This window comes from Nocardia sp. NPDC050175, from assembly GCF_044459885.1.
GTDB lineage: Bacteria > Actinomycetota > Actinomycetes > Mycobacteriales > Mycobacteriaceae > Nocardia.
The window spans coordinates 115,576-133,844 of sequence record NZ_JBITJI010000009.1 but is presented as its reverse complement, the minus strand read 5'-3'; the positions used below and the strand labels follow the sequence as shown (position 1 = coordinate 133,844).

Genomic DNA, 18,269 nt, shown 5'->3' with positions numbered 1-18,269 from the left:
CCGGGTTAGCGGTAGTCGCTGAAACCGTAGTCGTCGAGCGGGACTGCGGCGCCGGTGGTTTGGCCGAAGCTGTCCGGGCTGTAGTAGGTGTCGTCGTAGGACGGCACCGCGTACGCGGCGGCACGGGCTTCTTCGGTCGGCTGCACCGTGATGTTGCGGTAGCGGTTGATACCGGTACCGGCCGGGATCAGCTTGCCGATGATCACGTTCTCCTTGAGACCGATGAGCTTGTCGGAGCGGCAGTTGATCGCCGCGTCCGTCAGAACTCGAGTGGTCTCCTGGAAGGACGCCGCCGACAGCCACGAATCCGTCGCGAGCGACGCCTTCGTGATACCCATCAGCACCGGGCGACCCGCCGCGGGCTCATTGCCCTCGGCGACGACGCGACGGTTGGAGGCCTCGAACTCGGACCGCTCGGTGAGCGAACCGGGCAGGAACTCCGTGGCACCCGAGTCGATGATCGTCACGCGACGCAGCATCTGCCGCACGATGACCTCGATGTGCTTGTCGTGGATCGACACACCCTGCGAGCGGTAGACCTCCTGGACCTCGTGGACCAGGTGGATCTGCACCTGACGGGGACCCATGATGCGCAGCACCTCGTGCGGATCCGCCGCGCCTTCCAGCAGCTGCTGGCCGACCTCGACATGGTCACCGTCGGAGAGCAGACGCTCGGTGCCGTCGTCGTGCTTGAAGACACGCAGACGCTGACGCTTCGAGAGCTTGTCGTAGACAACCTCTTCACCACCGTCATCCGGGATGATGGTGATCTTGTAGAAGCGGTCGTCGTCTTCCATCCGCACCCGGCCACTGACCTCGGCGATCGGAGCCTTGCCCTTCGGCACGCGGGCCTCGAACAGCTCCTGCACACGCGGCAGACCGCCGGTGATGTCATCGCCCGCGACACCACCCTGGTGGAAGGTACGCATGGTCAGCTGGGTACCGGGCTCACCGATGGACTGCGCGGCGACAATACCGACAGCCTCACCGATGTCGACCAGCTTGCCGGTGGCCATCGAACGGCCGTAGCAGGTGGCACAGACACCGGTACCGGTGGTGCAGGTCAGCACGGAGCGGACCCGAACCTCGGTGATGCCCGCCCCGAGCAGCGCGTCGATGGCCGGGTCGCCGAGGTCGGCGCCCTTACCGATGACGAGGTTGCCCTTGGCGTCCACCGCGTCCGAAGCGAGCGTGCGAGCGTACGCGGAGGTTTCCACGTGCGCGTCGCGGATGAGCGAGCCATCCGCCTGCTTGTCGGCGATGTGCACGATGATGCCGCGCTCGGTGGCGCAATCGTGCTCGCGCACGATCACGTCCTGCGAGACGTCAACCAGACGACGGGTCAGGTAACCCGAGTCGGCGGTACGCAGCGCGGTATCGGCCAGACCCTTACGAGCACCGTGGGTGTTGATGAAGTACTCGAGCACGGTCAGGCCCTCACGGAACGAGGACTTGATCGGGCGCGGGATGAACTCACCCTTCGGGTTCGTCACCAGACCCTTCATACCGGCGAGGGTACGAGTCTGGGTGAAGTTACCCGTGGCGCCCGACTCGACGATCGTGATGATCGGGTTGTCCGGCGGGTAGTGCGCCCGCAGCGCCGTACCGACCTCTTCGGTCGCTTCCTGCCAGATCTTGACCAGGGCGTTGTTGCGCTCCTGGTGATCGAGCGCACCACGCTGGTACTTCTTCTCGATCTGATCGGCAAGCGCCTCGTAGCGCTCCATGATCTCGGTCTTCTCCGGCGGCACGAGCACGTCGGACATGGAGACCGTCACGCCGGAACGGGTGGCCCAGTAGAAGCCCGCGTCCTTCAGCTTGTCGACGGTCTGCGCGACCACGATCATCGGGTAGCGCTCGGCCAGATCGTTGATGATCGTCGCCTGACGCTTCTTCGGCATCTGCTCGTTGATGAACGCGTAGTCCGCCGGGAGCAGCTCGTTGAACAGCACACGACCAAGGGTGGTCTCGGCCAGCCACGCGTCGCCGCGGTTCCAGCCCTCCGGGAACAGCTTCGCCTCGATCTCCTTCGGCGGGCGCTGGTGGATGAGCCGTACCTTGATCAGCGAACGCACGGTGAGCTCACCGCGGTCCACCGCCATCTGTGCCTCGGCGGGCGAGGAGTAGACGGCAAACTCGGCCTTGTCCTTGCCCGCGGCCTTGTACTCGCCCTTCGCACCCTCTTGCAGGCGGGTCAGGTAGTACAGGCCGGTCACCATGTCGAGTCGCGGCATGGCGAGCGGTCGACCGGAGGCCGGCGACAGGATGTTGTTCGAGGACAGCATCAGGATGCGGGCCTCGGCCTGCGCCTCCGCGGACAGCGGAAGGTGCACGGCCATCTGGTCACCGTCGAAGTCGGCGTTGAACGCTTCACAGACGAGCGGGTGCAGCTGGATCGCCTTACCCTCGACGAGCTGCGGCTCGAACGCCTGGATGCCCAGACGGTGCAGGGTGGGCGCGCGGTTCAGCAGCACCGGGTGCTCGGCGATGACCTCTTCGAGGACATCCCACACCTGGGGACGCTGACGCTCGACCATCCGCTTGGCGGACTTGATGTTCTGCGCGTGGTTCAGGTCGACCAGACGCTTCATCACGAACGGCTTGAACAGCTCCAGCGCCATCAGTTTGGGCAGACCACACTGGTGCAGCTTGAGCTGCGGGCCGACCACGATGACCGAACGGCCCGAGTAGTCGACGCGCTTGCCGAGCAGGTTCTGACGGAAACGACCCTGCTTGCCCTTGAGCAGATCGCTCAGCGACTTCAGCGGGCGGTTACCCGGTCCGGTGACCGGACGGCCACGACGGCCGTTGTCGAACAGTGCGTCGACGGACTCCTGCAGCATCCGCTTCTCGTTGTTGACGATGATCTCGGGCGCGCCGAGGTCGATCAGTCGCTTGAGGCGGTTGTTGCGGTTGATCACGCGGCGGTACAGGTCGTTCAGGTCGGAGGTAGCGAACCGGCCACCGTCGAGCTGAACCATCGGGCGCAGCTCCGGCGGGATCACCGGAACGGCGTCGAGCACCATGCCCATCGGCGAGTTGCCGTTGGTCTGGAAGGCCGCGACGACCTTGAGCCGCTTGAGCGCGCGCAGCTTCTTCTGGCCCTTACCGCTGCGGATGGTCTCCCGCAGGTTCTCGGCCTCGGCGTCGATGTCGAAGTTCTCCATCAGCTTCTGGATGGACTCCGCACCCATGGCGCCGGTGAAGTACTCGCCGTAGCGGTCGATCAGCTCGCGGTAGAGGATCTCGTCCACGATGAGCTGCTTGGTGGCCAGCTTGGTGAAGGTGGTCCAGATCTCGTCGAGCCGGTCCAGCTCACGCTGGGACCGGTCGCGGAGCTGGCGCATCTCCCGCTCGCCGCCGTCCTTGACCTTGCGGCGCACGTCGGACTTGGCACCCTCGGCCTCGAGCTCGGCCAGGTCGGCCTCGAGCTTCTGGGCCCGAGCCTCGAGGTCGGCGTCGCGCTGGTCGGCGACCGCCTTCTTCTCGACCTCCATCTCGGCTTCGAGCGTGCTGAGCTCGTTGTGGCGCAGCTCGTCGTCGACACCGACGATGACGTAGGCGGCGAAGTAGATGATCTTTTCCAGATCCTTCGGCGCCAGGTCGAGCAGGTACCCGAGGCGCGAAGGCACGCCCTTGAAGTACCAGATGTGGGTGACCGGGGCGGCCAGCTCGATGTGGCCCATCCGCTCACGACGCACCTTGGCGCGAGTCACCTCGACACCACAGCGCTCACAGATGATGCCCTTGAAGCGGACACGCTTGTACTTACCGCAGTAGCACTCCCAGTCCCGGGTAGGACCGAAGATCTTCTCGCAGAAGAGTCCGTCCTTTTCCGGCTTGAGCGTGCGGTAGTTGATGGTCTCCGGCTTCTTCACCTCGCCGAAAGACCACTGGCGGATGTCGTCGGCGGAGGCAAGGCCGATCCGGAGTTCATCGAAGAAGTTGACGTCTAGCACGTAACTTCCTTTCCCCTATTCGGGTCGAATTCGAGCAAAAAGTTCACTAGTTGGTGGAACGCGGGGCCGAATGTCGTTCGAAATGAACGACATTCGGCCGACCGCCTAGTTCGCCAGATCGTCGACGGTGGCCGCTTCGTTCCTGGACAGGTTGATGCCCAGGTTCGCCGCGGCGCGCTCCAGATCCTCGTCGTCGCCGTCGCGCATCTCGATCGCCGCGCCGTCCGAAGACAGCACCTCGACGTTGAGGCACAGTGACTGGAGTTCCTTGAGGAGCACCTTGAACGACTCCGGAATGCCCGGCTCCGGAATGTTCTCGCCCTTGACGATCGCCTCGTAGACCTTCACGCGGCCGACGACGTCATCGGACTTGATGGTGAGCAGCTCCTGCAGCGTGTAAGCGGCGCCGTAGGCCTGCATGGCCCAGCACTCCATTTCGCCGAAGCGCTGACCACCGAACTGTGCCTTACCACCGAGCGGCTGCTGGGTGATCATCGAGTACGGACCGGTCGAACGGGCGTGGATCTTGTCGTCGACCAAGTGGTGCAGCTTCAGGATGTACATATAGCCGACTGCCACCGGGTACGGGAACGGCTCGCCGGAGCGGCCGTCGAGCAAAGTGGCCTTGCCGTTGTCGTCGACCATGCGATCACCGTCGCGGTTCGGCAGGGTCGAGGCGAGCAGACCGGTCAGCTCCTCCTCGCGGGCGCCGTCGAACACCGGGGTGGCGATGTTCGAGTCGGACGGTGCCGCCAGCATCTCCTCCGGCAGCGCCTTGGCCCACTCGGGACGGGTCCCGTCCGCGGCTACGCCGACATCCCAGCCCGCCTTGCCGATCCACCCGAGGTGGGTCTCCAAGATCTGGCCGATGTTCATACGACGCGGCACACCGTGGGTGTTCAGGATGATGTCGACCGGAGTGCCGTCCGGCATGAACGGCATGTCCTCGGTCGGCAGGATCTTGCCGATAACACCCTTGTTGCCGTGGCGACCGGCGAGCTTGTCGCCGTCCTGGATCTTGCGCTTCTGCGCCACGTACACGCGCACCAGCTCGTTGACACCGGGAGGCAGGTCGTCGTCGTCTTCGCGCGAGAACACGCGTATGCCGATGACCTTGCCGGACTCACCGTGCGGCACCTTCAGCGAGGTGTCGCGCACTTCGCGCGCCTTCTCACCGAAGATCGCGCGCAGCAAGCGCTCTTCCGGAGTCAGCTCGGTCTCGCCCTTCGGGGTGACCTTGCCGACCAGGATGTCGCCGTCACGAACCTCGGCACCGATGCGCACGATGCCGCGCTCGTCGAGGTCGGCGAGGACCTCGTCGGAGACGTTCGGGATGTCCCGGGTGATCTCCTCGGCACCGAGCTTGGTGTCGCGGGCGTCGATCTCGTGCTCTTCGATGTGGATCGAGGTGAGAACGTCCTCTTCCACGAGGCGCTGCGACAGGATGATCGCGTCCTCGTAGTTGTGGCCTTCCCACGGCATGATCGCGACGAGCAGGTTCTTGCCGAGCGCCATCTCACCGTTTTCGGTGCACGGGCCATCGGCCAGCACCTGGCCGACCTCGACCCGCTGGCTCTCGTCCACGATCGGCCGCTGGTTCGCGCAGGTGCCCTGGTTGGAGCGGGCGAACTTGCGCATCCGGTAGCTCTTGCGAGTCCCGTCGTCGGCCATCACGGTGACGTAGTCGGCGGAGACCTCCTCGACCACACCCGCCTTCTCGTTCACCACGACATCGCCGGCGTCGACAGCCGCGCGCAGCTCCATGCCGGTGCCCACGACGGGGGCCTCGGAACGGATCAGCGGGACGGCCTGACGCTGCATGTTCGCACCCATCAGGGCGCGGTTGGCGTCGTCGTGCTCGAGGAACGGGATCATGGCCGTCGCGACCGACACCATCTGGCGCGGCGAGACATCCATGTAGTCGACCTCGTCGGCGGCGACGAGCTCGTTCTCCTCGTTACCGCGGCGGCAGAGCACCCGGTCCTCGAGGAAGCGACCGTCGACGTCGACCGGCGAGTTGGCCTGGGCACGAACGTGCCTGTCCTCCTCGTCGGCGGTGAGGTACTTGACCTCGTCGGTCACCCGACCGTCGACCACCTTGCGGTACGGCGTCTCGATGAAGCCGAACGGGTTGACCCGCGCGTACACCGACAGCGAACCGATCAGGCCGATGTTCGGGCCTTCCGGGGTCTCGATCGGGCACATGCGGCCGTAGTGCGAGGTGTGCACGTCGCGGACTTCCAGACCGGCCCGCTCACGGGACAGACCACCCGGGCCAAGTGCCGACAGGCGGCGCTTGTGGGTGAGACCCGACAGCGGGTTGTTCTGGTCCATGAACTGCGACAGCTGCGAAGTTCCGAAGAACTCCTTGATCGCCGCGACCACGGGACGGATGTTGATCAGGGTCTGCGGCGTGATCGCCTCGACGTCCTGAGTCGTCATCCGCTCGCGGACCACGCGCTCCATGCGCGACAGGCCGACCCGGATCTGGTTCTGGATGAGCTCGCCGACGGTACGCAGGCGACGGTTACCGAAGTGGTCGATGTCGTCGACGTCGACCGGCACCTCTTCGCCGCCGGGGGCGGTCATCACGCGGTCACCCGCGTGCAGGCGGACCAGGTACTCGATCGTGCTGACGATGTCTTCCTTGGTGAGCACCGATCCGGTGACCTGCTCGCCGAGGTGGATACCCAGCTTCTTGTTGATCTTGTAGCGACCGACGCGCGCCAGGTCGTAGCGCTTCTCCTTGAAGAACAGGTTCTCCAGCAGGGTCTGCGCGGACTCCTTGGTCGGCGGCTCGCCCGGACGCAGCTTGCGGTAGATGTCCAGCAGCGCCTCGTCCTGACCGGCGGTGTTGTCCTTCTCCAGCGTCGACATCATGATCTCGGAGAAGCCGAAACGCTCGACGATCTCCTCGTTCGTCCAACCGAGCGCCTTCAGCAGCACGGTGACCGGCTGGCGACGCTTGCGGTCGATGCGGACACCAACGGTGTCGCGCTTATCGATGTCGAACTCCAGCCACGCACCACGCGACGGAATGACGCGCACGCTGTGCAGGTCCTTCTCGGTGGTCTTGTCGACGGAGTGGTCGAAGTAGACACCCGGCGAACGAACCAGCTGCGAGACGACGACGCGCTCGGTGCCGTTGATGATGAACGTGCCCTTGTCGGTCATCATCGGGAAATCTCCCATGAAGACCGTCTGGCTCTTGATCTCACCGGTGTTGTTATTGATGAACTCCGCGGTGACGAACAACGGCGCCGCGTAGGTCATGTCCTTGTCTTTGCACTCGTCGATGGAGGCCTTGACCTCTTCGAACCGAGGGTCAGAGAAAGACAGGGACATCGAGCCGGAGAAGTCCTCGATCGGCGAAAGCTCCTCGAGCACCTCCTCGAGTCCCCCGACTAGCCCGACATCGCCGCGAAGGGCGACCTTTTCACGCCATGACGGCGAACCGATCAACCATGCAAATGAGTCCGTCTGTAGATCGAGAAGTCCGGGCACCTCCAAGGGTTCACGGATCTTCGCGAAAGACACCCGCAATGGGGCTCCGGGGATTCCGGCAACTGCCTTGGTCTGGGTGGAGACTGCCAAGATGCGTCCTTCCAGCACCTCACGCGCGCCGCGTGGTGGTCCGCGACCGTCGCTTGTCTGCTACGAATTCCGCTGGTTACAACCCGAACGAAACCCGAACAGGCAACAACAGAAGTAACACCGGAAGGTGGAACTTACGTGTGCAAATCGAGGTATGGACAGGAGGCAGCCAGCGCAACGTCCAACCGTACACCAACCGTCACGGGGGTGTCAACCTACCACCCGTGCGCACATTCACGTGGCTGGCGCGCCGTGTCCGAATCGCTGGCTGCGTCGGGGACGACGGGGCGTAATGGAGCCACTGTGACAGCTGCCGCTGTTGTGAATAGCGTGACGGCTCCGGCGAAACTCGTCAAGTAGGCGGGCCCGACCAGGGCGGGGTGAGATCCCCTGGGCCACTAGAAGATCACTGATCGACGATGTCGCTGGCCAGCCAGCGATCGCCCACCTTCTGCATGTGCAGCACGATCGGACCCGCGACGCTCTGCTGCGCGGCGCCGTTCTTGGTGGCACTGACGACCAGGTTGACAAGCAGCTCGGCCCGATCATCGGTGAGCAAGGTCACAGCGATCGGATCGGCCTTGGCATCGGCGCTGGTCTGGGCCTGTTTTACCGCGGAGATGGTGGTGTCGGCGTACTTGTCCAGATCGGCAAGCATCTTGCCGGTGAGCACCTGACTCGCGGTGTTGCGGTAGCCGTCGATGTTCTTCACGTCGTAGGCGTAGACGGTCTTCAGCGCGTGATCGGCGGCCGCCCGCACCTCCTCGGTGGCCTTGTTGTCGACGAACGCCTTGTTCGATGCGTCGACGCCGGGGTGCGACGCGGCGACCGCCGCGAATCCGCCGAGCAGCAGCGCGGCGACCAGCATGGCGGCGACCAGCGACCAGAACGAGCGTCCCGACTTCGAGCTGCCCTTCGAGCTGCCGGAACCGCGGAACGCCCGCTTCCGGCCGCCCACCATCTTTGTCTGCTCGGGACGCTTGTCTTCCCGAGCCGGACGCGTCGCCGCGGGCCGGGTGCTGCCCGTCGCCCGCGGCTTGCGGGCCGGCGTAGCGCGCGGCGCGGCGGGCCGGGCCTGCTGTTCACCGGCGGGACGGCGCTTGGAGGTGACCCGGTTGATCGGCTTACGAGACGGCATGACTGGTTCTCCTACGATCCCGGCTTGGGCGCGGCGGGCGGCTGGTCGGCGGGCGGCGCCTGCGGGGGCTGGGCCTGGCCGCCGCTGAGCAGCACCGGCTGGCTGAGCGAGGAGATCTGCTCGGCCTTCCAGACGTCGCCGGTCTTGGTCACGTCGATGTTCCAGGTGTAGCGGTAATCGGCGGGCGGCTTGTCCTTGGCCAGCTCGGTCACCTGCAGCACGACCAGGGCGGACGCCTTGTCCTTCTCACTGTTCAGCGTGGTGATCGCGGAGCCGAGCACCTTGGACTTCATGCCGACGCCGGTCTGCTTGGCCAGCGTCTCGGCCTGGTCCTTGTTCTTGTCGGCCGATTCGAGCAGCGTGCCGGTCATCGAGGAGCGGGCCAGGGCCAGCGAGCCGGGCACGTCGTCGAGGTTCATCGAGGTCATGTTGAGCGCGGCCTGGCGGGCGGCGTCGAGCGCGGTGTCGCGGGCATCGCCGCGCGGGGCGTCGCTGACGGCCGAGCGCACCCAGCCCGTGCCGAACCAGACGGCGGCGACGAGGGCAACGACCAGTGCGGCTGCGGACGCGATCAGTGCGACCGCGTGGACGACTCCGCGACCCGAGTCGGAGGCCGCGGCCGGAGCGTCGGCAACCACCTTGGACTCCACGCCGTCGGCGGGGTCGGATGATTCCGGCGGCTCGGTCGAGTCGAGCTGCTTGGTCAAATCTGCGGTCACGCCAGTCACCCTAACGTCGTCATTCCTGGTCACCGCTTCGGCGTAACTCCCATCAGGGTTGCCATCTGCACGGCGATCGGATTCAGGTTCAGCCGCTCCGGGTCGGTCTTGGGGGTCGAATCCCAAGGCTGCACGACATTCGGATCGGCGAGGTCGGCCCGTTCACCGCCGCGCACCGCGGACGGATTACCTTGCGGCACACGGCACTTCGCGTCCTTGTTGAACGGGAACTCGTCGCGGTTGTCGTCGAAGTCGGGGTTCTGCGCCTTCATCTGCTCGAGGATCCGCTGCGTTCCCTCGTAGCCGACGGTACAGGCAGGCGGGTTGTTGGCTTCCAGCACGAGACCGAAGTGCGTGGTGCCGTCGCCGGGGGCGGTGGACGAGCCACCGATCGACAGCTGCGGCAGGAACTGCAGCAGCGGACGGATCGCGTAGAACTTGGGCGAGATGGCCAGCAGCAGCTGGCGCAGGTTGCCGAGGTCCTGGGTGAGCGCGCCGCCGCTCTCCTTCAGCAGCGCGTCGATCTGCTGGCCCGCGTCGTTGCCGGTGCCGATCAGCCGACGAATGTCCGGGTCGCTGGAGCGCAGCTGGGCGGTGAGCTTGTCCAGGCCGTCGCTGAACTCGCGGATGGCGCCGGACTGCTCGGCCTGGGTGCCGAGCACGACCTTGCTGTCCCGGATCAGCTGAATGGTCTGCGGCAGCGTCTCGTTGAACGTGGTGGTGAACTTGTTCAGCGAATCGACGAAGACCTGCAGGTCGTCGCCCTTGCCGTCGAACGCCTTGCCGAGCTCGCGCACGGTGGTGTTCAACGCGGCCAGGTCGACCGAGCGGGTGAAGGTGTCGACGCTGGCGACCAGCTGCTCCACCGGCACCGGCGTGGTCGCCGAGGTGATCAGCGAACCGTCGTGCAGATAGGGCCCGGTATCGGTGGTCGGCTGCAGGTCGACGAATTGCTCGCCGATCGCGGAACGGTTGGCCACCACGGCTTTCGCGGTCGCGGGGATCTTCGGCGAGCTCGAATCGACTACCAGGTGCAGCAGTACGCCGTCGCCGGTGAGTTCCAGCTCGCCGACCCGGCCGACCGGCACGCCGCGGTAGGTCACCTCGGCGCCCTTGTAGATGCCGCCGGTCTGCGCCGCCTGCACCTTCACGTCGTATTGACCGAAGCCGACCATGTGATCGAGCCGAATGTACTTGGCACCGACGAAGACAACGCCGACGACCGCGATGACCACGAACATGATCAGCTGCCAGCGGACCAACTTACTCATCGGGTACCACCCACTCCGAGTTGCTCCAGAATCGCGCCCACCGGATTCGGCGGCACGCCCGGCGCGGGCGGCTGCGCCATGTTCGGCGGCAGCGGCAGGATCGACACCGTCGGCCAACCCGGTCGCGGACCGTTGCCGTTGTAGTACGGGTTGGTCGGATTCACCGGCACGCCGGGGCCGAGCGGCGGGACGTACACCGGATCCGGTTTGCCGACACCGAGATTGCTCAGCGTGACGCCGATCTGCTGATCCACCGACAGCCAGGTATTCACCGAGCCGCCGAAGGTGGACTCCAGGGTGGAGTCGGGGAACGGATAGGTCGGGATCAACGGCAACGAGGTGATCAGATCCGGTGCCGACTTGCCGAGTTCCTGCAGCGTCGGGCGCAGCGAGGTCAGATCGCGGATGAGGTCGTCTTTCGAATGATCGAGCACGTCGAAACCGGCCTGCCCGACCCGATCCAGCTGGCTGAGCAGCCCCACCAGCTGCGGGCGCTGCTCCTCCAGGATCTTCACACCCTGCGGCAGCTCGTCGAGGATCTTACCGATCTGGTCGGTCTGCCTGCTCACCCGGCTGCTCAGCAGGTCGAGACCGTCGAGCGCCCTGGTGATGTCGTCGACCTGATCGTCGAGTCCCTTGATCAGGATGTTGGCCTGATCGAGCAGCGAACGCACCCGATCCTCGCGGCCGCCGATGGTCTTGTTCAGCTCGGTGACGATCGGCTGCAGCTGTGCGACGCCACCACCGTTGAGCAGCAACGACATTGCGCCGAGCACCTGCTCGATCTCGGTGGCGTGCCTGGTGTGGTCGACCGGGATCGTCGAACCGTCGGTCAGCTTCTTCGGGTCCGGATCGGTGGCGGGCTTGGACAGCTCGATGAACTTCTCGCCGAGCAGATTCGACTGGCGCACCTCGGCGCGCGCGTTCGTCGGCAGATCGACCGAGGAGTTCACCACGGCCCGCACGGTCGCGGTCCACTGGTCCTTGCCGATCTTGATCTCCTCGACCCGGCCCACCGGCAGGCCCTCGACCTTCACCGCGGACTGCGGCACCAGGTCGAGCACGTCGTCGAACTGGATATCGATGCGCATCGGGTGGTCACCGACATCGGCGCCACCGGGCAGCGGGACGCTGTAGATGCCGTCGGACGCGCACGAGGTGACCAGGGCCGCGGCCAGCCCGACGGCCACGGCGACGCCGAGACCGCGTGTGACAGAACGGAATCGGCTACTCACCGCTCACCTCCCTGCGACGGCGGAATCCGGTCCGACGGAATGCCCGGCACAGTGCCCGGCACCGGAGCGCGCTGCTCGTTCTCCCCGCTGAGGATGCCGAACGGCAGGATCAGCGTCGGCGTCTTCACCCCGGCGGTGATCTGGTCGGAGATCTCCTTGCAGTGATCCAGGATCGGGCGCATCTGCCTGCCGAGCGCCTCGAACTGCGGATCACCCGGCCGCAGCTTGGACACGTCGATCAGCTTGCACATGACACCGAGCGGGTCCTGCAGGTCGGTGAAGTTGGCGCGCATGTCGAGGGTGCCGGATTCGGCGTTGTGGATGTTGATCAGGTTGCTGAGCGCCAACGGCAGCACGGGCAGCGCTGCGGCCAGGTCGTCACGCTGATCGGACAGCGTCTTGGTGAGCGTGACCAGCCCCTCGGCATTGCTCGCGATCAGGTCGCGATTGTTGTCGATGAACCGGGCGACGTCGCCGAGCGCGACCGACAGCAGATTCAGCGCGGCGCCGAGGTCGCTGCGCTCGCTGGCCAGGAAGCTGGACAGGTCGGCGAGCTGGGTATTGAACTGGCGCACCTGCGCGTCGTTCTTGGCCAGCATGGCGACGAAGCTCTGCAGGTTCTTGACGGTGTCGAAGATGTCGCCGCGCGCGTCGGACAGGTACTTGGCGGCCTTGGACAGCTGGGTGAGGCTGTTGGCCAGCGCCTCGCCGTTGCCGTCCAGATTCGCGGCCCCCGTGCGCACCAGGTCGTTCACCGCGCCGTCTTTGTTGGCGCCGTTGGGGCCCAACGCATCCGAGAGCTCGGTGATGCTCTTGTACAGCTGGTCCACCTCGACCGGGGTCACCGTGCGGTCCCGCGGAATGGTCGCGGTGCGCGGCATTTTCGGGCCGCCGGTGTAGACCGGGGTCAGCTGGATGTAGCGGTCGGACACGATCGAGGGCGTGATCTGCGCGGCGCGTGCGTCCGCGGGCACATCGAAGGAGCGATCGACGCTCATCACGATCTTGACCTGATCGCCCTGCGGCTCCACCGAATCCACCGTGCCGACCGGAACACCGAGCACCCGCACGTCCGAGCCCTCGTAGATGCCGACCGAACGATCGAAGTAGGCGGTGATCTTGGTGGTGGTCAATCGATCGACGGTCCACCACAGCACCCCGGCGGCGACCAGCGCCACCACCGCGACGAGCGCGATGGCGATCTTGGTGCCGCGCCCGGAATTCCGCAGTCCCTGCAGCCGGCCCGCCATGTCAGTTACCTCCCATGTTGCGGATCGGCGGACGAGCACCGGGGACATCCGGCAGCGCGGGCGGGATCAGGTTGACGATCACCGCGTCGAACCAGCGACCGGTGCCGAGCACGCTGGCGTAGATCCCGTAGAACGGCGCCATCAGCTCCAAGGTCTTGGAGATGTTCTGCTGGTTGGCATTCAGCAGATCGATCGAGCCGCGCAGGTTCTTCAACGCGGGTCCGATCTGCGCCTCGTTGTCGTGCACCAGCGCGGTGAGCTCCGCGGACACCGTCTTGGCCCCGGACAGCAGCTGCGCGATCGACTGCTGCCGGATGTTGAGCTCGGCGAGCAACTGTCCGCCGTTGGCGAGCAGCCGCTCGAACTCCGCGTCGCGGTCGGCGAGCACCTGGGTGGTCTGCCTGGTCGCGGCGAACAGCTTCTTCAGCTCCTCGTCCCGCTTGGCCAGCGTCTCCGACAGGCGGGCGACGCCGTCGATGGAGCCGCGCAGCTCCGGCGGCGTGGTCGAGAACGCGTCCGAGAGCACCCGCATGCTGGTGGCCAGCTGCGCGGTGTCGATCTGGTCGATGTTCTTGGCCGCGTCGGTGAAGGCGTCCACCACGTCATACGGTGCGACGGTGCGCGACAACGGAATCCGGGTCGACGGGTCGGCCGCGCGGGAGCCCTTCGGGTCCAGCGCCAGGTACTTCTGGCCGAGCACGGTCTTGATCTGGATCGAGGCGGTGGTCTCGCTGCCGATCCAGGCGTCCTGGGTGCGGAAGTCGACGAGCACCTTGGGTCCGTCGAGGCGCACGCCGGAGACCGAACCGACCTTCACGCCCGCGATGCGGACCTCGTTGCCCTTCTTCAGGCCAGCGGCCTCGGAGAATTCGGCGGTGTACTTGGTGCCCGCCCCGATGATCGGCAACCGGTCCAGGAAGAACGCCGACACCGTCACCAGCAGCACCATGGCCAGGCCGAGCACGCCCATGAAGACGGGGCTGCGGCGTCCGAGCAGAATCCGGTCGTCCATCAGCGGGCCTTCCCGGAGCAGCGCGGCGCGGCATTGGTATACAGCGGCTGGTTGATCGTCGGCAGTCCGGCGGGCAGGTTCAGGTTCGGTGCGTCCGCCGTACCCGGCCCGACAACGATGTCGATACCGCACAGATAGAACTGGAACCACGAGCCGTAACTGCCTACCCGGCCGAGCTTTTCCATCTTGATCGGCAGGTTGCGCAGGACATCGTTCATATCGTCCTTACGCTCGTTGATGGTGCCGGTGAGCTGACTCAGCCCGGCGATCGAGCCCTGCAGCGTCGGACGCACCGGGACCAACAGGTCGGCGGTGGCCGAGGCCAGGTTGCCCAGCGAGGTCACCGAGCGGCCGATGGTGTCTCGCTCCGCGGACAGCCCGCTGACCAGCGCCTCGGTATTGACGATGAGCTGATCGAACTGGTCGTCGCGCTGGTTGACCGTGTCGAGCACCGCGGTCAGGTTGCGGACCAGCTCACCGATCACCGCATCCTTGTCCGCGATCTTGTTGGTCAGGCTCGCGGTGGTGGCTACCAGGTCGTGGATGGTGCCCTGCTCGCCCTGGAACACCTGGATGATCTCGAAGGAGAGCTTGTTCACGTCGTCGGCGGTCAGCGTGCGGAACAGCGGACGGAAGCCGTTGAACAGGGTGGTCAGGTTGAGCGCGGGGTTGGTGCGCTCCAACGGGATGGTGCCGCCCGCGTTGAGCTTTCGGCCCTGCTCACCGGTGCCCTGCTCGAGCGCGATGTAGCGCTGGCCGACCAGGTTGCGGTAGCGAATGCTCGCGGTGGTCGAGGCGGGCAGCCAATTGCGGTCGGTGAGTTCGAAACTCACCTCGGCGAGGCGCTTGTCGACGATCGCGATATTGGTGACCTTGCCGATCCGGACACCGGCGACGCGCACCTCGTCCCCCGAATTGAGCGAGGTGACGTCGGTGAAGCGAGCCTTGAACTTGGTGCCGTCGCCGCTGTAGTTGGCGATGGACAGGCCGAGCACGGTGGTCGCGAAGATCGTCACCACGACGAAGACGATCAGCTTGGTGAGCGGGCCGCCGAGGCCGCGCAATGTCTGCTTCATCGAACGCTCACCTCGCTGCCACGGAACGCGGGCGCACCGGCCCTGGTCACCCAGCCCGGCACCTGATCGGGCGAAACACCCTGGGCGGCACCGTAGATCGCGCCGAGCGACTGCTGCTCCAGCGGCGAGCCCGCGATCGTCGCGACATTGCTGGCCGGATAGACGCCGAACTGCGGCGGCGACATCTTGCCGGTCTCCAGATCGCCGGGATTGCGGCTGGGCACCGCGTAGGAGCCGTCGTTGTTCGCGCCGCCGGTGTACTGACCGGGGTCGACACCGAGCGGCTTCTCCGGAATACACCACGGCCCACGGTCATCCAGCCACCGCGGCTCGTCCTGGTTCGGCAGGTACTTGCCGCGCGGGTTGGTCAACTCGATGGTCACCCGGGTGCCCGGGTTCTTGGTGCCCTTGCCGAGGATCTCGTCGATACGCGGCCGCTGCAGAGCGAAGTTCGCCATCACACACGGGAAGGTGGGCGAGTAGGTGGCCAGCTGCTCGAGCAGCGGGCGCGAGTCGGCGGACAGGTCGATGATGTTGTCCCGGTTGGCAACCAGGAAATCGGCGGTGTCCGAGGAGGCCGGCGTCAGCACGGCGTACAGCGAATCTATGTCGAAGCGCCGTTGCACGATGGTCGCGTTGGTGGTTCGCAGGTTGTCCAGCGCGTTCACCAACTGCGGCGCGGCATCGGCGTAGGTGGCGGCCACCTCGGCGAAGCTGCGCAGGTCCTGCTGCAGGTCCGGCATTACGCCGTTGACCTGACGGAAGATGTTGTCCAGCTTGTCCACGCTCTCGCCGAGCGCGAGACCCTGACCGGACAGCGCCTGGGACAGCGCGCCGAGGGTGGACGCGAGGTCCTGCGGCGGAATCGCCTGCAGCAGCGGCATCAGGTCGTCGAGCAGCTTGCTGAGTTCGATCGCGTTGCCGCTCTGGTCCTGCCGCAGCGTCACGCCGTTGGTCAGGTGGGTCGCGCTGCGGTCGGCGGGGATCACCAGGTCCACGTACCGCTCGCCGAACAACGTCTTGGGCAGCAGCCGGGCCGTCGCGTTGGACGGGATCTGATCGGCCTTGTCCGGATGGATGGCGAGATGCAGTGTCACCTTGCCGTTCTCGGAGTTGCTCGACCGCACGTCGCCGACGGTGATGCCGCGCACCTTCACGTCCGCGTTCTTGGTAAGCGCGTTGCCGACGCTGTCGGTGACCAGGTCGACGTCGACCGTCTTCACGAACTGCTTGTTGTAGATCGCGATGGTCGTCGCGAGAAACAGCGCGACCACCACGAAGAACGCGATGCCAAGCACTCGGATGCGCAGCTTCTCGGTCGACCGCCAGGCCTGCACCCCGCGTGTCATCCGGCCACCCGCACCGTCGTGGTGGTCCCCCAAATGGCAAGGCTGAGGAAGAAATCGAGCACGTTCACCAGCACGATCGCGGCACGCACCGCGCGACCGACGGCGACGCCGACACCGGCCGGTCCGCCGGTGGCGTGGAAGCCGTAGTAGCAGTGCACCATGATGATCACGAACGCGAACACCAGCACCTTGACGAACGAATAGAGCACGTCTTCAGGTGGTAGGAACAGGCTGAAGTAGTGGTCGTAGGACCCGCTGGATTGCCCGTTGAACCAGATGCTGATCATCCGCGACGCCAGGAACGTGCCGAGCAGGCCGACGATGTACAGCGGGATCACCGCGAGGAATCCGGCGATGACCCGGGTGGTCACCAGGAACGGCACGCCGGGCACCGCCATCACCTCGAGCGCGTCGATCTCCTCGGAGATCCGCATGGCGCCGAGCTGTGCGGTGAAACCACAGCCCACCGTCGCCGACAGCGCCAAAGCCGCCACCAGCGGCGCGATTTCGCGGGTGTTGATGTAGGCGGTGAGGAAGCCGGTGAGCACGGAGCTGCCGAGCGCGTCCAGCGCCTTGAAGCCCTGCAGGCCGACGACCACGCCGACCGACCCGGACATGAACACGATGACGCCGATGGTGCCGCCGATCACCGCGAGCGCGCCGCTGCCGAAGGTCACCTCGGCGAGCAGCCGCATGACCTCCTTGCGGTAATGCACTGCGGTGCGCGGGATCCAGGCGATGGCGCGCGTGTAGAACGACATCTGCTCGCCGGCCCGATCGATCACCTTCAGCGGTGAGCGCGCGATACTTCCCGCCCGGCGAAGCGATTTGGCGAGAGTGGGGTTGCGGTATTGAGTGGCCACCGGTCAGGCGCCCTTGGCCGGGACGACCTGCAGGTACACCAGGGTGAGGATGAGGTTCACGAAGAACAGCACCAAGAACGTGATCACCACGGACTGGTTCACCGCTTCACCAACTCCCTTCGGGCCACCTTTGGGGTGCAACCCTTTATACGAAGCGATCACACCGGCTATCAGACCGAACACGAGCGCTTTGAACTCACCGATCCACAGGTCCGGCAGCTGCGCCAGGGCGGAGAACGACGCGAGGTACGCGCCGGGCGTGCCGCCCTGCAGCAACACGTTGAAGAAGTAACCGCCCGCGATGCCGACCACCGAGACCAGGCCGTTGAGCAGCAGCGCGACCACCGTCATGCCGAGCACGCGCGGCACCACCAGCTTGTGCACCGGATCGACGCCGAGCACTTCCAGCGCGTCGATCTCCTCACGGATGGTGCGCGAGCCGAGGTCGGCGGCGACCGCAGAACCGGCCGCGCCCGCGATGATCAGCGCCGTGACGATCGGCGCCGCCTGCTGCACGGTGGCGAGCACACTTGTTGCGCCGGTGAAGGATTCGGCACCGAGTTGTTTGATCAACGAGCCGGTCTGCAGCGCGACGACCGCGCCGAAGGGGATGGCGACCAGTGCGCTTGGCAGGATCGAGACACTCGCGATGAACCACGACTGCTCGATGAACTCCCGCCACTCGAACGGCCGGCGAAACGTCTTGCGCAGCACGTCCACGAACAGCGCAAAGATGTTGCCGGCCTGGCCGAACCCCGACTCCAGTGGAGTCCGCAATCGCGCCAGGGAGGAATTCACGATCG

12 protein-coding genes are annotated in these 18,269 nt (G+C 65.9%); all 12 read right to left on the bottom strand.

Annotated features, from left to right (window positions below; translation table 11 throughout):
• Positions 1-5: 5 nt before the first annotated feature.
• Positions 6-3,959, bottom strand: a complete 3,954-nt coding sequence (locus ACIBK2_RS29335; protein ID WP_396971715.1) for a DNA-directed RNA polymerase subunit beta' — start codon at positions 3,957-3,959, stop codon at positions 6-8.
• Between the two features lie 105 nt (positions 3,960-4,064).
• A complete protein-coding gene (locus ACIBK2_RS29330; protein ID WP_396971713.1) occupies positions 4,065-7,571 on the bottom strand; it encodes a DNA-directed RNA polymerase subunit beta in 3,507 nt (1,168 codons plus the stop codon).
• 388 nt (positions 7,572-7,959) lie between these two features.
• Positions 7,960-8,691, bottom strand: a complete 732-nt coding sequence (locus ACIBK2_RS29325) for a hypothetical protein (RefSeq protein WP_396971711.1) — start codon at positions 8,689-8,691, stop codon at positions 7,960-7,962.
• An 11-nt stretch (positions 8,692-8,702) separates the two neighbouring features.
• Positions 8,703-9,410 (bottom strand): hypothetical protein, encoded by a 708-nt coding sequence (locus ACIBK2_RS29320; RefSeq protein WP_396971709.1) that lies wholly within the window; start codon positions 9,408-9,410, stop codon positions 8,703-8,705.
• A gap of 29 nt (positions 9,411-9,439) precedes the next feature.
• Positions 9,440-10,681, bottom strand: coding sequence for an MCE family protein (locus tag ACIBK2_RS29315; protein ID WP_396971708.1), 1,242 nt, complete (start codon positions 10,679-10,681; stop codon positions 9,440-9,442).
• On the bottom strand, positions 10,678-11,916 hold the full coding sequence (locus tag ACIBK2_RS29310; RefSeq protein ID WP_396971706.1) for an MCE family protein: 1,239 nt from the start codon (positions 11,914-11,916) through the stop codon (positions 10,678-10,680). The genes ACIBK2_RS29315 and ACIBK2_RS29310 overlap by 4 nt, the downstream gene beginning before the upstream one ends.
• On the bottom strand, positions 11,913-13,166 hold the full coding sequence (locus ACIBK2_RS29305) for an MCE family protein (protein ID WP_396971704.1): 1,254 nt from the start codon (positions 13,164-13,166) through the stop codon (positions 11,913-11,915). Before ACIBK2_RS29305 ends, ACIBK2_RS29310 begins: the two co-directional genes overlap by 4 nt.
• A 1-nt stretch (position 13,167) precedes the next feature.
• Entirely contained in the window at positions 13,168-14,178 is a 1,011-nt protein-coding gene (locus ACIBK2_RS29300) for an MCE family protein (RefSeq protein ID WP_396971702.1), read from the bottom strand.
• Positions 14,178-15,254 (bottom strand): MCE family protein, encoded by a 1,077-nt coding sequence (locus tag ACIBK2_RS29295; RefSeq protein WP_396971701.1) that lies wholly within the window; start codon positions 15,252-15,254, stop codon positions 14,178-14,180. The genes ACIBK2_RS29300 and ACIBK2_RS29295 overlap by 1 nt, the downstream gene beginning before the upstream one ends.
• On the bottom strand, positions 15,251-16,603 hold the full coding sequence (locus tag ACIBK2_RS29290) for an MCE family protein (RefSeq protein ID WP_396971700.1): 1,353 nt from the start codon (positions 16,601-16,603) through the stop codon (positions 15,251-15,253). Before ACIBK2_RS29290 ends, ACIBK2_RS29295 begins: the two co-directional genes overlap by 4 nt.
• On the bottom strand, positions 16,600-17,364 hold the full coding sequence (locus ACIBK2_RS29285; protein ID WP_223884852.1) for an ABC transporter permease: 765 nt from the start codon (positions 17,362-17,364) through the stop codon (positions 16,600-16,602). The genes ACIBK2_RS29290 and ACIBK2_RS29285 overlap by 4 nt, the downstream gene beginning before the upstream one ends.
• A 105-nt stretch (positions 17,365-17,469) precedes the next feature.
• Positions 17,470-18,264: an MlaE family ABC transporter permease gene (locus tag ACIBK2_RS29280; protein WP_379291768.1), complete on the bottom strand. Its 795-nt coding sequence runs from the start codon at positions 18,262-18,264 to the stop codon at positions 17,470-17,472.
• Positions 18,265-18,269 lie beyond the last annotated feature (5 nt).

Coding starts and splice junctions, on each gene's coding strand:
- ACIBK2_RS29325 (WP_396971711.1), bottom strand. CDS start 8,691: ATGCCGTCTCGTAAGCCGATCAACCGGGTCACCTCCAAGCGCCGTCCC.
- ACIBK2_RS29315 (WP_396971708.1), bottom strand. CDS start 10,681: ATGAGTAAGTTGGTCCGCTGGCAGCTGATCATGTTCGTGGTCATCGCG.
- ACIBK2_RS29305 (WP_396971704.1), bottom strand. CDS start 13,166: ATGGCGGGCCGGCTGCAGGGACTGCGGAATTCCGGGCGCGGCACCAAG.
- ACIBK2_RS29300 (WP_396971702.1), bottom strand. CDS start 14,178: ATGGACGACCGGATTCTGCTCGGACGCCGCAGCCCCGTCTTCATGGGC.
- ACIBK2_RS29295 (WP_396971701.1), bottom strand. CDS start 15,254: ATGAAGCAGACATTGCGCGGCCTCGGCGGCCCGCTCACCAAGCTGATC.
- ACIBK2_RS29290 (WP_396971700.1), bottom strand. CDS start 16,603: ATGACACGCGGGGTGCAGGCCTGGCGGTCGACCGAGAAGCTGCGCATC.
- ACIBK2_RS29285 (WP_223884852.1), bottom strand. CDS start 17,364: ATGTCGTTCTACACGCGCGCCATCGCCTGGATCCCGCGCACCGCAGTG.